Source organism: Phaeovulum sp. (assembly GCF_041596715.1).
Lineage (GTDB): Bacteria > Pseudomonadota > Alphaproteobacteria > Rhodobacterales > Rhodobacteraceae > UBA6213.
Map to the genome: position 1 here is coordinate 1 of NZ_JBFHIA010000067.1, position 13,139 is coordinate 13,139.

General features: G+C 63.3%; 13 protein-coding genes. 7 read left to right on the top strand and 6 right to left on the bottom strand.

What is annotated here, in order from left to right; genetic code table 11:
• Positions 1 to 999, bottom strand: a 999-nt coding sequence (leuB, locus tag ABY403_RS06490) for a 3-isopropylmalate dehydrogenase (protein ID WP_372839937.1), incomplete at its 3' end; no start/stop codon positions are given.
• 34 nt (positions 1,000 to 1,033) lie between these two features.
• A complete protein-coding gene (locus ABY403_RS06495; protein ID WP_372839938.1) occupies positions 1,034 to 1,942 on the bottom strand; it encodes a LysR family transcriptional regulator in 909 nt (302 codons plus the stop codon).
• An 89-nt stretch (positions 1,943 to 2,031) separates the two neighbouring features.
• Here ABY403_RS06495 and ABY403_RS06500 point away from each other — a divergent pair, with 89 nt between their 5' ends.
• On the top strand, positions 2,032 to 2,907 hold the full coding sequence (locus ABY403_RS06500; protein WP_372839940.1) for an epimerase: 876 nt from the start codon (positions 2,032 to 2,034) through the stop codon (positions 2,905 to 2,907).
• Between the two features lie 15 nt (positions 2,908 to 2,922).
• Here the strand turns inward: ABY403_RS06500 and ABY403_RS06505 are convergent, their stop codons facing one another.
• The 4 genes from ABY403_RS06505 to leuC form a co-directional block, all read right to left on the bottom strand.
• Complete coding sequence (locus ABY403_RS06505) at positions 2,923 to 4,017, bottom strand: endonuclease/exonuclease/phosphatase family protein (protein WP_372839941.1); 1,095 nt, start codon at positions 4,015 to 4,017, stop codon at positions 2,923 to 2,925.
• Complete coding sequence (locus tag ABY403_RS06510; protein ID WP_372839942.1) at positions 4,017 to 4,850, bottom strand: hypothetical protein; 834 nt, start codon at positions 4,848 to 4,850, stop codon at positions 4,017 to 4,019. The genes ABY403_RS06505 and ABY403_RS06510 overlap by 1 nt, the downstream gene beginning before the upstream one ends.
• A gap of 268 nt (positions 4,851 to 5,118) precedes the next feature.
• Positions 5,119 to 5,724, bottom strand: coding sequence for a 3-isopropylmalate dehydratase small subunit (gene leuD, locus ABY403_RS06515; RefSeq protein ID WP_372839944.1), 606 nt, complete (start codon positions 5,722 to 5,724; stop codon positions 5,119 to 5,121).
• Positions 5,724 to 7,133, bottom strand: a complete 1,410-nt coding sequence (gene leuC, locus ABY403_RS06520; RefSeq protein WP_372839945.1) for a 3-isopropylmalate dehydratase large subunit — start codon at positions 7,131 to 7,133, stop codon at positions 5,724 to 5,726. Before leuC ends, leuD begins: the two co-directional genes overlap by 1 nt.
• A gap of 310 nt (positions 7,134 to 7,443) precedes the next feature.
• Here leuC and rsfS point away from each other — a divergent pair, with 310 nt between their 5' ends.
• The 6 genes from rsfS to ABY403_RS06550 all read left to right on the top strand — a co-directional run.
• The gene (gene rsfS, locus ABY403_RS06525) at positions 7,444 to 7,878 is read left to right on the top strand and encodes a ribosome silencing factor (protein ID WP_372839951.1); all 435 of its coding nucleotides are present in this window, start codon (positions 7,444 to 7,446) and stop codon (positions 7,876 to 7,878) included.
• Positions 7,878 to 8,348 (top strand): 23S rRNA (pseudouridine(1915)-N(3))-methyltransferase RlmH, encoded by a 471-nt coding sequence (gene rlmH, locus ABY403_RS06530; protein ID WP_372839952.1) that lies wholly within the window; start codon positions 7,878 to 7,880, stop codon positions 8,346 to 8,348. The genes rsfS and rlmH overlap by 1 nt, the downstream gene beginning before the upstream one ends.
• A 228-nt stretch (positions 8,349 to 8,576) precedes the next feature.
• Positions 8,577 to 9,008 (top strand): hypothetical protein, encoded by a 432-nt coding sequence (locus ABY403_RS06535; RefSeq protein ID WP_372839946.1) that lies wholly within the window; start codon positions 8,577 to 8,579, stop codon positions 9,006 to 9,008.
• 496 nt (positions 9,009 to 9,504) lie between these two features.
• Entirely contained in the window at positions 9,505 to 11,025 is a 1,521-nt protein-coding gene (gene gpmI, locus ABY403_RS06540; RefSeq protein ID WP_372839948.1) for a 2,3-bisphosphoglycerate-independent phosphoglycerate mutase, read from the top strand.
• Positions 11,025 to 12,158 carry a murein hydrolase activator EnvC gene (locus ABY403_RS06545; protein ID WP_372839954.1) on the top strand — a complete coding sequence of 378 codons (1,134 nt, stop codon included), beginning with the start codon at positions 11,025 to 11,027 and terminating at the stop codon, positions 12,156 to 12,158. Before gpmI ends, ABY403_RS06545 begins: the two co-directional genes overlap by 1 nt.
• Before the next feature lie 3 nt (positions 12,159 to 12,161).
• Positions 12,162 to 13,139, top strand: a 978-nt coding sequence (locus tag ABY403_RS06550; RefSeq protein ID WP_372839950.1) for a S41 family peptidase, incomplete at its 3' end; no start/stop codon positions are given.

A 13,139-nucleotide genomic window follows, 5' to 3' on the forward strand; every position in this document is an offset into this window, starting at 1 on the left:
CACCTTTTCGACCGCGCGCTCTAGCCGGGTGGCCTCGGCGCCCATGTCGAAGGAATAGCGCAGCGCCATCGCGAAGCTGAGGATGCAGGCGATCGGGTTCGCCTTGCCTTGGCCCGCAATATCGGGGGCAGAGCCATGCACGGGCTCGTAAAGGGCCTTCGGGCGGCCGTTGGCCATCGGCGCACCAAGGCTGGCCGAGGGCAACATGCCAAGGCTGCCGGTCAGCATTGCGGCCACATCCGAAAGCAGATCGCCAAAGAGGTTGTCGGTCACGATCACGTCGAACTGCTTGGGGTTGCGCACCAGCTGCATGCCGCCGTTATCGGCATACATGTGGCTGAGTTCGATTTCGGGGTATTCGTTATCGTGCACCCACTGCACTTCCTCGCGCCAGAGGATGCCGGATTCCATGACGTTGGCCTTCTCCATCGAGCAGACCTTGTTGCCGCGTTTGCGCGCCAGATCGAATGCCGAACGGGCGACGCGGCGAATCTCGTCGGTGGTGTAGCGCTGGGTGTTGATGCCGACGCGCCCACCCTCGTTATCAGGGAAGATACCGCGCGGTTCGCCGAAATAGACGCCCGAGGTCAACTCGCGCACGATCATGATGTCGAGGCCCGCAACGACTTCCTTTTTCAGCGACGAAAAGTCGGCCAGCGCGTCAAAGCACTGCGCCGGGCGCAGGTTGGAAAACAGATCCATCTCCTTCCGCAGCCGCAGCAGCCCGCGTTCGGGCTTTACGCTGAAATTGAGGTTGTCGTATTTCGGCCCGCCCACGGCCCCCAGCAGCACCGCATCGACAGCTTGCGCCTTGGCCATGGTGTCGTCGTGCAGGGGGGTTCCGTATTTGTCATAGGCGCAACCGCCGACCAGATCTTCGCATACATCAAAGCGCACGCCGCGCCGGCTGCCATACCAGCCGATGATCTTTTTCACCTCTGCCATGACTTCAGGGCCAATGCCGTCGCCGGCGAGGATGAGAAGGGACGGGTTTGCCATCGAATGCTCCTGAAAAAAACGGGTTGCCAGCGGCCTAGCCAATGGCGGGCGCGGGGTCAAGCGGGGCGCGAAAACCCGCGGCCAAAGCATCGAGCACAAGGCGCACACGCGGGTTGGCGCGCAACGGCTCGGCCACCGCCAGCCAGATCGGCATCGGTGGCAGATCGACGAAGGCGGCGATGCGTTCAAGCAGCGGGTCGGCATCGCCGACGCGCGTCTGCATACCCCCCACACCGCAACCGGCCCGCACAAGGTTCCAATACACCAGTTGGTCATCGCAGCGGGTGCCAAAGAAGCTGCGATCAACCTTGATGCCCATAGATGCCATCGTGCGTAAAATCGTGTCTGATCGATCAAACCCCACCCAAGCCAGCCGCATCAACGCCTCGACAGAGTCGGGCCGGCCTGCGCGGTCGAGGTAGCTGCGCGCGCCATAAAGCCCGACGGGCAGATCGGCCACATGGCGGGCTGCTACCTCGTGCTCGGTCGGGCGATACATGCGCACTGCAATGTCTGCCTCGCGGAACATCAGGTTTTCGCTTGTGTCCGACGCGGTTAGGTCGATCTGGATTTCAGGGTGCGCTGCGCGCAGCCGCGCGAGGATCGGCGGCAGCAAATGGTGTGAAACGATCCGGCTGGCGGAAATGCGCACCGCCCCCGCCAACCCCGCGTTTCGCGCCGCCGCCGCCAGCGCCAGTCGCTCGGCCGCCTCGCGCATGGCGCGGGCGTGGGGCAAAAGGGCCAGCGTTGCTTGCGTTGGCTGCAATCCGTCGGCAACGCGGGTGAACAGCGGCTGGCCAAGACTGGCTTCCAATGCGTGAACATGGCGACCAAGCGTGGGTTGGCTGAGGCCAAGCTCGCGCGCCGCAGCCGATAGCGAGCCTGCCTCGGCCACCGCCAGCAAGCTGCGCAACAGGGTCCAATCGGCGGGCGCAATGGTCATTCATAAATGAATACCAGATGGGCATTTTCGGGCAATGGAAAAACAGTCGCAAAAGGCCGATTTTAGTGCCAGCAACAACGGAGCGAGTGATGCGTAGCAAGAAAGCATTGGTTCTGGGCGCGGGTGGCAACTTTGGCGGCGCTGCGGCGGCGGCACTTGCGGCGGCGGGCTGGCAAGTCGCGCGGTATCAGCGCGGCACCGACATGGCAGCGGCTGCTGCGGGTGCAGAGTTGATAGTCAACGGCCTCAATCCGCCAAAATACCATGCGTGGGCAACGCTTATTCCCGAAATTACCACTTCGGTTCTGGCGGCTGGCAAGGCCAGCGGCGCGGCCATTATGGTGCCGGGCAACGTCTATGTGTTTGGCAAGCAGGCCGGGCCTTGGGGCGCTGGCACACCGCACCGCCCCGTGGCGCGCAAGGGTCAGATCCGGGCCGAGATGGAGGCGCGCTATCGCGATGCGGCAGATCGTGGCCAGAAGGCGATCATCTTTCGGGCGGGCGACTTTGTTTCGGCATCGAACCCCGGAACGATTATGAATATCCTGATGCTCAACGGCATTGCCAAGGGCAAGATCACCGCACTTGGCGCGCCTGACGCGCCCCATGCATGGGCAGAGCTTTCAGATCTGGGGCGCGGGGTAGTGGCGCTGGCCGATCAGTTGCCCACGTTGCCTGCGTTCAACGACATCGGGTTTGCCGGGCTGACGTTTTCTGCAAACGAACTTGCGGCAGAGGCGGCGCGCCGTTTGCAGCGGCCCGTAACGCTCAAGCAGTTTCCGTGGTGGGCGCTGCGGCTTGCCGCGCCGTTCTGGGAAATGGGCCGAGAGTTGGGCGAGATGCGCTATCTGTACGACACGCCCCACAGCATCGACGGCAGCGATTTTGCGCGCCTTGTGCCCGACTTTGCTGCCAAAAAGCTGGCGCAGGTGGTAGACGAGCATTTGGTGGCGCGCGGGCTTTAACCCCCGCTCGGCGCGCTAGGGCAATTCGATATCGACCCAGACCAGCCGGTGCCGTGATGCTGCGGCTGCGGCCTCGGCCAGCGGTGCGCCCGGTGCGGGCCAGACGACGCCAGAGCCGCTTACCGCAAGGTCCGCCGAGGGTAGCACGTAATCGACCCTGCGATTGCCCAGATCGCCAGTTTCGGGCCAATCCACGGTATCAAGCGCAGGGTCGCCTGCCTGCGCCCTGTTCGGCCCTGCCTGAACGGTGGCGGCAATTTTGCCACCCTCGCTTGTTGGGCGGGGGTCTTGCAGGCCGGGGTGCGAAAGCAGCGCGCGCAGTGCCTCGGGCCGCCCTTCGCCATCAACCGGGTCAAGGTTCGCATCGCCAAGCAGCACGAAGGGCGCAGATGGCGGCGGTAGCGGCAGCGCGCCTTCAAGGTAGCGCAGCCAGAATGCAGCCTCGTCATGGTTACGCCGCCCGTTCAGGTCTTCCGGCCCATCGAACACCGGCGGTGTGGCCAGAAACGCGAACACATGCAGTGCCTCGCCCGATGGCAAGCGCAGCGGAACATCCCAATGGCCCATGCTTGAAAGCCGCAAAGCGGATGTGATCTCGGGTTTCAAACCCGCACCGGGCAAAAGCGCATCGGGCAGATCGCGCCAGAGAAACGATGTGAAATCGCGCGCCTCATCGGCCATGATGGGCAGGCGGCTTAGCAGTGCCATGCCGCCCTCGCCCGTAAAGCGCCCATAGCCTTGCGCATCGCGCGGCCCGCCTAGCCGGCCGTCGCCGTTCAGATCAAACCCGGTGGGGACGCCTGCATTGGGGCGCGGCGCATAAAGGTAGCCATAGCCTGCGCCCAAAGCCGCCAGATTTGCCTCGAGCGCAGAAAGCGCCAGCAGGTCGTGGTCCCAATCCACGCCGGTCAGCAACAAAACGTCGGGCGAGACAGATGCAATGACCTCAGCCACGGCGGCAATCTGCCCCGAGGTGCCGCGCCGCAGGTCTTGCAACAAAAGCCCCGGCCCATCGCGGCTGAGATCGGCGTTGAAGGTGGCAATGCGCAGCGTCTCGGCACCCGCAGGAAGCGCGAGCAGGGCTGCCGCGACAACAACCCAAATGCGCATCAGGCGCGTGCCAGCACGTCTTTGGGCCGGTCGCCCGACTGTCGCTGCGCCTCGATCATTTCGGCAACACGGCCCATGGCGATCCCTCGCATGAACAGGCTGGCCGGCAGGAAGGCCCAAGCGGTGATGGTCCAGATCAGGGTTTGCGGCGATGTGAAAGAAATCGGTTCAAACACGCTGGCCGCGGTTTTCACCGCCACAGGAACAAGGAAAGGCAACAGAAAACCAAGCGCGACGTTCAGCATTGCATCGCGGCGCAGCCGTGTAACAACATCGGCGCCAGCGGTGGGGTCGAACGTCGGAAGGTTCACCCAGACGTTGAAGCCGCCGCTACTATTCGGCCACCCCATGGTGCGCAAAATCACGACAAAGAAGCCGAGCGATGTCAGCGAAATGACATAGCTAAGCCCTGCGGCAGTGCGCACCAGTGAAATATGCTCGGGGCTGCTGTCAGGCGGCAGCATCAGCACCAGCAACCGCACCGGGCTATAGGGCAGGTCGATAGAGCGCGCGACCGCCGCCCCCGTTGCCTCGACAAAGCGGCTGAGCGTCGTGGGGTCGGTCGTGTTGAGCATCAAGGTGGTCAACAGGAACACGCTGGCAAGAAGTGCGATGAAGCGGATGCGGTTGAAGGGCGGTGCGTCGCGGAACTCGACCAGACCGGGGTAGACAGAGGCATATTCGAAAAACGTCAGCAGGGCACCAAACACCGCGATCAGCGCGGTGATCTGCCTTGTATCCGGGCCCAGGCCCGGCAGCATCAGGGCCGGCATAGCGACGACCAGCGCCACAAGCACGGCACGCAAAAACACCCCTGTCAGCCGACTGACCACTGGCCCTATCCCTTGCCTTGCCCGGGGACTGCGTAACGCCGCGCCCCTATTGCCGTTTCTTTTCCGCCGATTAAGGCGGTCTGCCTCATTTTGGCCATGAAAATGCCCGATTTGCTTTGCCGTGGCAACATCTTGTTAACTATAGTGTTTCCAATGGGGCTTTTTGACGAAGCAACTGGTGCGGCATTGCATCAAACTCGGTGCAATAAAAAGGCCGCCTTGGTCATTTCCAACCCGGCGGCCCAAGATGTTGTGTTTGAAGCGGTTTTTAGACCCAGGGTCGCGCCTGTGCCGCCTGTGCCTCAAATGAGTCGATGGCGCTTACTTTTTCCAGCGTCAGGCCAATATCGTCGAGTCCGTTCAGCAGGCAGTGCTTTTTGAAAGCATCAACCTCGAAGTGAAACTCTTGGCCGTCAGAGCTGGTCACCGTTTGTGCCTCAAGGTCAACGCTCATCCGCGCGTTGGCACCCTTTTGCGCGTCTGCCATCAGCGTGGCCACCGCCTCGGCTGGCAGCACGATCGGCAGGATGCCGTTCTTGAAGCAGTTGTTGTAGAAGATGTCCGCGAAAGAGGTGGAAATCACCGCACGGATGCCAAAATCCAAAAGCGCCCAAGGCGCATGTTCGCGCGATGAGCCGCAGCCGAAATTGTCGCCCGCAACAAGGATCTCGGCCTTGCGATAGGCCGGCTGGTTCAGCACGAAACCGGGGATTTCGGCCCCATCTTGGGTAAAGCGCATCTCGTCGAACAGGTTTTTGCCAAGGCCGGTGCGGGCGATGGTTTTCAAAAACTGTTTCGGGATGATCATGTCGGTGTCGATATTGACCAGCGGCATAGGCGCGGCAATGCCGGTGAGGGTGGTGAACTTATCCATTACATCATCTCCCGAACGTCAGTGAGGTGCCCGGTGATCGCCGCGGCTGCCGCCATCGCAGGGCTCATCAGGTGGGTGCGCCCGCCACGGCCCTGTCGGCCTTCGAAGTTGCGGTTCGAGGTCGCGGCACAACGTTCGCCGGGCGAAAGCTGGTCTGGGTTCATCGCAAGGCACATCGAGCACCCGGCAAGGCGCCATTCCATACCGGCATCAATGAAGATCTGCGCCAGACCCTCTTCTTCGGCCTGCGCGCGCACAAGGCCCGATCCCGGCACCACCATGGCGCGAAGCCCTGGCTTGATCTTCTTGCCTTTCAGAATTGCCGCTGCGGCGCGCAAATCCTCGATCCGGCCATTGGTGCAAGAGCCGATGAACACCGTGTCGATCTTGATGTCGGTCAGCTTCATCCCAGGCGTCAGGTCCATATAGGCAAGGCTGCGTTCGGCGGCCTCGACCTTGCCGCCGCTAAAGTCGGTTGCGGCGGGGACGGTGCCAGTGATCGGCAGCACGTCTTCGGGGCTGGTGCCCCAAGTCACGACCGGGGCGATGTCTTCGCCGCGCAGCGTCACCACCTTGTCGAACTGCGCGCCCTCATCGGTTTTCAGCGTTTTCCACCAGTTGAGCGCTGCTTCCCACTGCGCACCCTTGGGCGCGTGCGGGCGGCCCATGACATAGGCAAAGGTCTTTTCGTCAGGCGCGATCAACCCGGCGCGCGCGCCGCCCTCGATTGCCATGTTGCAGACCGTCATGCGGCCCTCCATCGAAAGGTCTTCGATGGCGGTGCCGCAATATTCGATCACATAGCCTGTGCCGCCCGCGGTGCCGGTGGCGCCGATCACGCTCAGCGTGATGTCTTTCGCGGTCACGCCGGGGCGCAGATGGCCGGTTATTTCGACCTTCATGTTCTTCGATTTCTTCTGGATCAGCGTCTGCGTGGCCAGAACGTGCTCTACCTCCGAGGTGCCGATACCGTGCGCCAAGGCCCCAAAGGCACCGTGCGTGGCGGTGTGGCTGTCGCCGCAGACCACGGTCATGCCCGGCAGGGTCCAGCCCTGCTCGGGGCCGACGATGTGCACGATGCCTTGGCGCACGTCGGAAACCGGGTAATAGACCACGCCGAAATCGCGTGCGTTCTTGTCAAGCGCGTCAACTTGGATGCGGCTTTCCTCGTTTGCAATCACGCCCGATACGCGGTCAAGCGTGGTGGGCACGTTGTGGTCGGGCACTGCGATGGTCTTTTCGGGTGCGCGCACCTTGCGCCCTGCAAGGCGCAGGCCCTCGAAAGCCTGTGGGCTGGTTACCTCGTGCACGAGGTGGCGGTCGATATAAAGCAGGCAGGTGCCGTCGTCCGAGGTGGAAACGACGTGGGCATCCCAGATCTTGTCATAGAGGGTTTTCGGGCCGGTCATGGAATTCTCGCTAGCTGGCGGAAAGGGGAAACGGGCGGCATGGGTTTGACCCCGGCGGGGGCCGGGTCAGGCGCGTGCGCGTATCGTCCGGCTTTCGCCGAAAAACCGCCAAGGCAGGCGGGCGCGGTCGTCCATGTCGAAAAAGCGGATCATGGCGGCCTTCTACGCGGGATTTAGCTTGCAGGCAATACGCGGCGGGGGTTGCGGCGGGGGCGGCGGTCCGCTATCGGGTCCGGTCCCCGGTGTTGAGATTTTGGTATCTCGATGCTAGCAAGGGAGTGCCCGGCGCCGGGGGATGATGGCGCGATAGCTGGAGGACTTGGTCCTGACTCATTCTGATCCCGCGACCGGCCTGCCGGTCGGCCCACGCCCGGCGCAAGCCGAAGCCGACTATACCGCCGCCGATCTTCTGGCCCGCGTCATCGCCTCGATCGAGGATGACAAGGCAGAGGACGTGGTGCAGATCGACCTGCGCGGGCGCTCTTCGATGGCTGACTTCATGGTGATCTGTTCGGGCCGTTCCTCGCGCCAAGTGGCCGCGATTGCCGACAAGCTGATGGAACGGCTCAAGGCCGAGCTGGGGCTTGTCTGCCGAAGCGAAGGAAAGGAACAGGGCGATTGGGTGCTGATCGACGCGGGCGAAGTGATCGTTCACGTGTTCCGGCCCGAAGTGCGCGAGTTCTACCAGCTTGAAAAGCTGTGGCTGGGCGTACCTTCGCCGATGGCTGGGCCGGGCGCTGCCTGATGCGCGTGGCGATCGCTGCCGTGGGTCGGCTGCGTGCCGGGCCCGAGGCTGATCTGATCGCCGATTACCTCGACCGCTTCGGCAAGGCCGGGCGCAGCCTCGGGCTGGGCCCGGCGCAGGTGCTGGAGGTGGAAGACAAGAAGGGCGGCGGCATGGAGGCCGAGGCGGCGCTGCTGGAACGCGCCGCACCCTCTGGGGCGCTGCTGGTAACGCTCGACGAACGCGGTGGGCTGCTCAGCTCACCCGAGTTTGCGGGCAAACTTGCCGACTGGCGCGATGCCGGGCGGCAAGACGTGGCTTTCGTGATTGGCGGGGCAGATGGCCTCGCGCCCACCTTGCGGGCCCGCGCCGATTTCAGCCTCAGCTTCGGGCGCATGGTCTGGCCGCATATGCTGGCCCGCGTGATGCTGGCCGAACAGCTTTACCGGGCGGCAACGATACTGGCGGGCGGGCCATACCATCGGGCGTGACGGGCACCGGACAAGTGGCATTTATGCTTTGATTTCTTAGGCCATCCGGGCAACCGGGTGCGCCAAAATGACGCCAGCTATCTTGCTATCGGGGTCATCACAAAGGTGCCAGAATTGAACCGCGGGTGAGATGCCGACTCTTCGGCTCGCGGCCTGCGACCGCGCTCCGCGCGGGTGGCGGGAAACCGTCCCACCTGCACAAGTTCTTCGACGGAGGAGCCTGAAAACATGAAAAAGTTTTTGTTGGTTGCCATGCTTGCGCTGACTGCTTGCGCAACCGTGCCGAATACTTTTGGTACGATGATTCCGGGCACGCTGACCTCGCTTTCGGATGGTGCGGTGTTGCCGATGGAGATCGAAGTAACGACGGGCTCGGGCAAGATCACCGCGACTGACCCGCGCAATGGCGAGGTTTTTGCGGGCACTTATACCGCGATGATGGAAACCCAGGTTCTTCAACACTCGCAACAGACCTTTCTAGGGCCGCAGGTTACGGGGCAGACGGTCCAGACAAGTGGGCTGGCGGTAGGCTCGGCGGTTCTGGTGGGCAACATGGGCCGCGTGTTGAACGTGACGATGAAGATCAAACCCGGCAACCCGCCGCACGGATTTGGCGAAGCGACTGACAATCGCGGCAAGAAATACAACCTTCAGTTCTGAAGGGTTGGCTTAACCCGCTGCTGGGGCTGCGGTTGAACGCGGATGGTGGGGCGAACGGTTCGCCTCGCCCGCGGCTGCGGACATGTGTTCGGCAGGTGGAGTATCACGCGTGATACGATAGGCAAGCCATTGTAAAACAACAAAAAAACAAAGCCCGTTAAAGGTTTGGTAACATTTCCTCACACCTCATCCCAGCCGCCCCTCGCCGGATCAACCGCCGCGCCGGGCTGGCGGCAAGGGTGATGCAAAAGCCGAAATCCGGGCGCAGGCGGCGCTGCGCTAGAAAGCCCGCCAGTTCGTGGTCTTTGCAAAGGTTGCCGGAGGGCGCGCTTTGTGCGCGCATTTCCTGCGCCGAACACTCGTGCCATGATAGCAAGAACCCGTGGCCCAAACGATGCGCGCACGCGCACGCAGATTTGCACAATGACGGCGGGCGCCGCGGTTGCCGGGCGAGGCCCGGGCGCGTAAAAGGGCACGATATTGCTAGGAGCGCCAGATGACCCCGCCAAAACCCGTTGTGCTGTGCATTCTCGATGGCTGGGGCCAGCGGGCCGAGCGCGAGGGCAACGCACCGCTTCTGGCCGATACACCGAACTACGACAGCATGATGGCCAACAACCCCCATGCCACGCTGCTTACCCACGGACATGATGTGGGCCTGCCTGCCGGGCAGATGGGCAATTCTGAAGTGGGGCACACCAATATCGGCGCGGGCCGGGTGGTGGCGATGGACCTTGGCGCGATCGATCTGGCGATCGAGGACGGATCGTTCTTTCATAACGCGCCGCTTCTGGCCTTTGTCGAAAAGCTCAAGGCCAGTGGCGGCACCGCGCATCTGATGGGCGTCATTTCGGATGGCGGCGTGCATGGGCACATCGGCCACGTTCTGGCCGCCTGCCGAGCGGTTACGGATGCCGGGGTGCCGGTGGTGCTGCACGCGATTACCGATGGGCGCGACGTGGCACCCAGTTCGGCCGCCGGATTCATGACCGATCTGGTGGCGGGCTTGCCCAAGGGCGCGCGCGTGGCCACGGTGATTGGCCGCTATTGGGCGATGGACCGCGACAAGCGGTGGGAACGTGTCGCGCGCGCCAGCGAGGCGATGCTGCACGGTGTGGGCGAGGCAGCACCCGATGCGGTTGCGGCGGTCAAGGCCGCCTATGTGCGGGGCGAAACCGACGAGTTCATAGCGCCCGCCGTGATTGCGCCCTATGCGGGCGCCAAGGATGGCGACGGGTTTTTCTGCCTTAATTTCCGCGCCGACCGGGCGCGTGAAATCTTGCAGGCGGTGGGCGAGCCGGGTTTTTCTGCCTACTCGGTGGGGGTGCGGCCAAAATGGGCGGCGATGCTGGGGATGGTCGATTATTCTGCCGCGCATGACGCCTATATGACGGCGGCTTACCCCAAGCAGGTGATCGTAAATACGCTGGGCGCTTGGGTGGCAAAGCACGGGTTGCGCCAGTTTCGTTTGGCTGAAACCGAGAAATACCCGCATGTGACGTTTTTCCTGAACGGCGGGCGCGAAACGCCAGAGGACGGCGAGGCGCGCTTCATGGCCCCGTCACCCAAAGTTGCCACCTATGACATGCAGCCCGAAATGTCGGCCCCCGAAGTGACCGAGCAGTTCGTTGCGGCAATTGCCCAAGGGTATGATCTGATCGTGGTCAATTATGCCAACCCAGACATGGTGGGCCATACCGGCAGCCTGCCCGCTGCCATCGCCGCCTGCGAAGAAATCGACCGCGATCTGGGGCGTGTGCTGGAGGCGCTGGAAGAGGCGGGCGGGGCAATGGTGCTGACCGCCGATCACGGTAATTGCGAAACCATGATCGACCCGGTGACCGGGGGGCCGCACACCGCGCATACCACCAACCCGGTGCCGGTGGTGCTGGTGGGCGGGCCTGCGGGTGCCAGTTTGCGCAGCGGGCGGCTTGCCGACCTTGCGCCGACGCTGCTTGATCTGATGGGCCTGCCGCTTCCGCCAGAAATGACGGGCAAAAGCCTGATCGTGCATTGATGCGTCTGGCGCTTGCACTGTCTTTGCTACTCGCAACCGGTGCCGCCGCGGCCGAACCGGTGGCGGTTGCAGCCGCGCGCGATGCGGCGGACGAATTGCGCGGCACGATCGGCGCGCTGGATGCAGCCCAGCGAGCCTCGGACCGTGTTGCGGCGCTGACCGCCACCATCGGCGCTTACGAGCGCGGGCTTGCGGCACTGCGCGAAGGTATGCGGCAGGTGGCCGTGCGCGAGGCGGAAATCGCCTCTGGATTCGCCGCGCGCCAGCAAGAGATCGGTCGTTTACTGGCGGCAATGGCTGCGATCGAGCGCAGCGAAGCTCCGTCGTTGCTGCTGCATCCCGATGGCGCGCTTTCCGCCGCGCGGACCGGGATGATTCTTTCGGATGTGGCACCCGCTTTGCAGGCGCGCGCCGATGCGCTGCGCGGCGAGTTGGAGGAACTGGCCGCATTGCGCACCCTACAGGAAGGCGCGAATGAAACGCTTGCGGCGGGGCTTGCTTCGGCGCAAGAGGCGCGCACCGCGCTCAGCCAAGCGATGGCAGAGCGTGGCGATCTGCCCCGGCGTTATTTGCAAGAGCCCGAAGAATTGCAGGTGCTGGTGGCCGCGACCGAAACGCTGGACGGCTTCGCGCAGGGTCTGGCCGACATGGAAACCGATATCGGCGCGCCGATGGCCGATTTCGTCGGTGCCAAGGGTGGATTGCCGCTTCCGGTGCTCGGCACGCTCTTGCGCGGCATGAACGAGGCTGATGCTGCGGGTATTCGCCGCCCCGGACTGATTTTCGGCACCGAAGCGGGTGCACTTGTCACCGCGCCGTGGCCTGCAACAATTCGCTACCGCGGGCCGCTGCTCGACTACGGAAATGTGATGATCGTCGAACCCGCGACAGGCTATCTTCTGATTCTCGCCGGGCTGGGCACGGTATTTGGCGAAACCGGCGATGTGGTTTCGGCAGGAGCGCCCCTAGGGTTGATGGGCGGCACAGGCTCTGCATCGGCGGAAATCGGGCAAGCGACGCAAATCGGCGGTGGCGCTCGGCGTAGCGAAACGCTTTATTTGGAACTGAGACAGGGCAAGACGCCCGTGGACCCGGCAGAGTGGTTCACGATGACAGGCAAGGACCAGGGGTAGATGATGAGGAAATTCGTGATCGCCGCGTTGAGCGGCACAGTTGCCGGGGCGCTTCTGACGACGCAGTTCGCAGGCCCGCTGGTGGCGCAAGAGGCGGCACAGCCTTCGTCGGTCTACGAACAGCTTGACCTGTTCGGCTCTATCTTCGAGCGGATCCGGGCGGATTATGTGGAAGAAGTTGACTCGAAAAAGCTGATCGAGGCGGCGATCAACGGCATGTTGACCTCGCTCGATCCGCACTCCAGCTATCTGCCTCCCGACGATTATGCCGATATGCGGGTGCAGACCCGCGGCAGCTTTGGCGGGCTTGGCATCGAGGTCACGCAGGAAGAAGGCTTCGTCAAGGTCGTCTCGCCGATGGATGGCACCCCGGCAGACGCCGCAGGCATCCTTGCGGGTGACTTCATCACCCATGTCGATGGCGAGTCGATGCTGGGACTCACGCTCGATCAGGCGGTGGAACTGATGCGCGGGCCGGTCGGCAGCGAGATCATCATCACCGTGGTGCGAGAGGGTCGTTCCGAGCCTTTCGACGTGTCGATCATTCGCGATACGATCAAGCTGACCGCGGTCAAGGGCCGCACCGAAGGCAAGGCGGTGGTGCTGCGCATTTCCACCTTCAACGATCAGACCTATGCCAACCTTGAAGAAAGCATCGCCACGGGCATCGCCGATCTGGGCGGCATCGACAACGTTTCGGGCTTTGTGATCGATCTGCGCAATAACCCCGGCGGTTTGCTGACGCAGGCGGTGATGGTGTCTGACGCCTTCCTCGATGCGGGTGAGATCGTCTCTACGCGCGGCCGCGACCCGGCATTGAGCGAGCGTTTCAACGCCTCGCCGGGCGATCTGGCGCTGGGCAAGCCGATCGTGGTGCTGATCAATGGCGGCTCTGCCTCGGCTTCGGAAATCGTCACCGGCGCGCTGCAAGATCATCACCGTGCGATCGTGGTGGGCACCAAGTCGTTCGGCAAGGGTTCG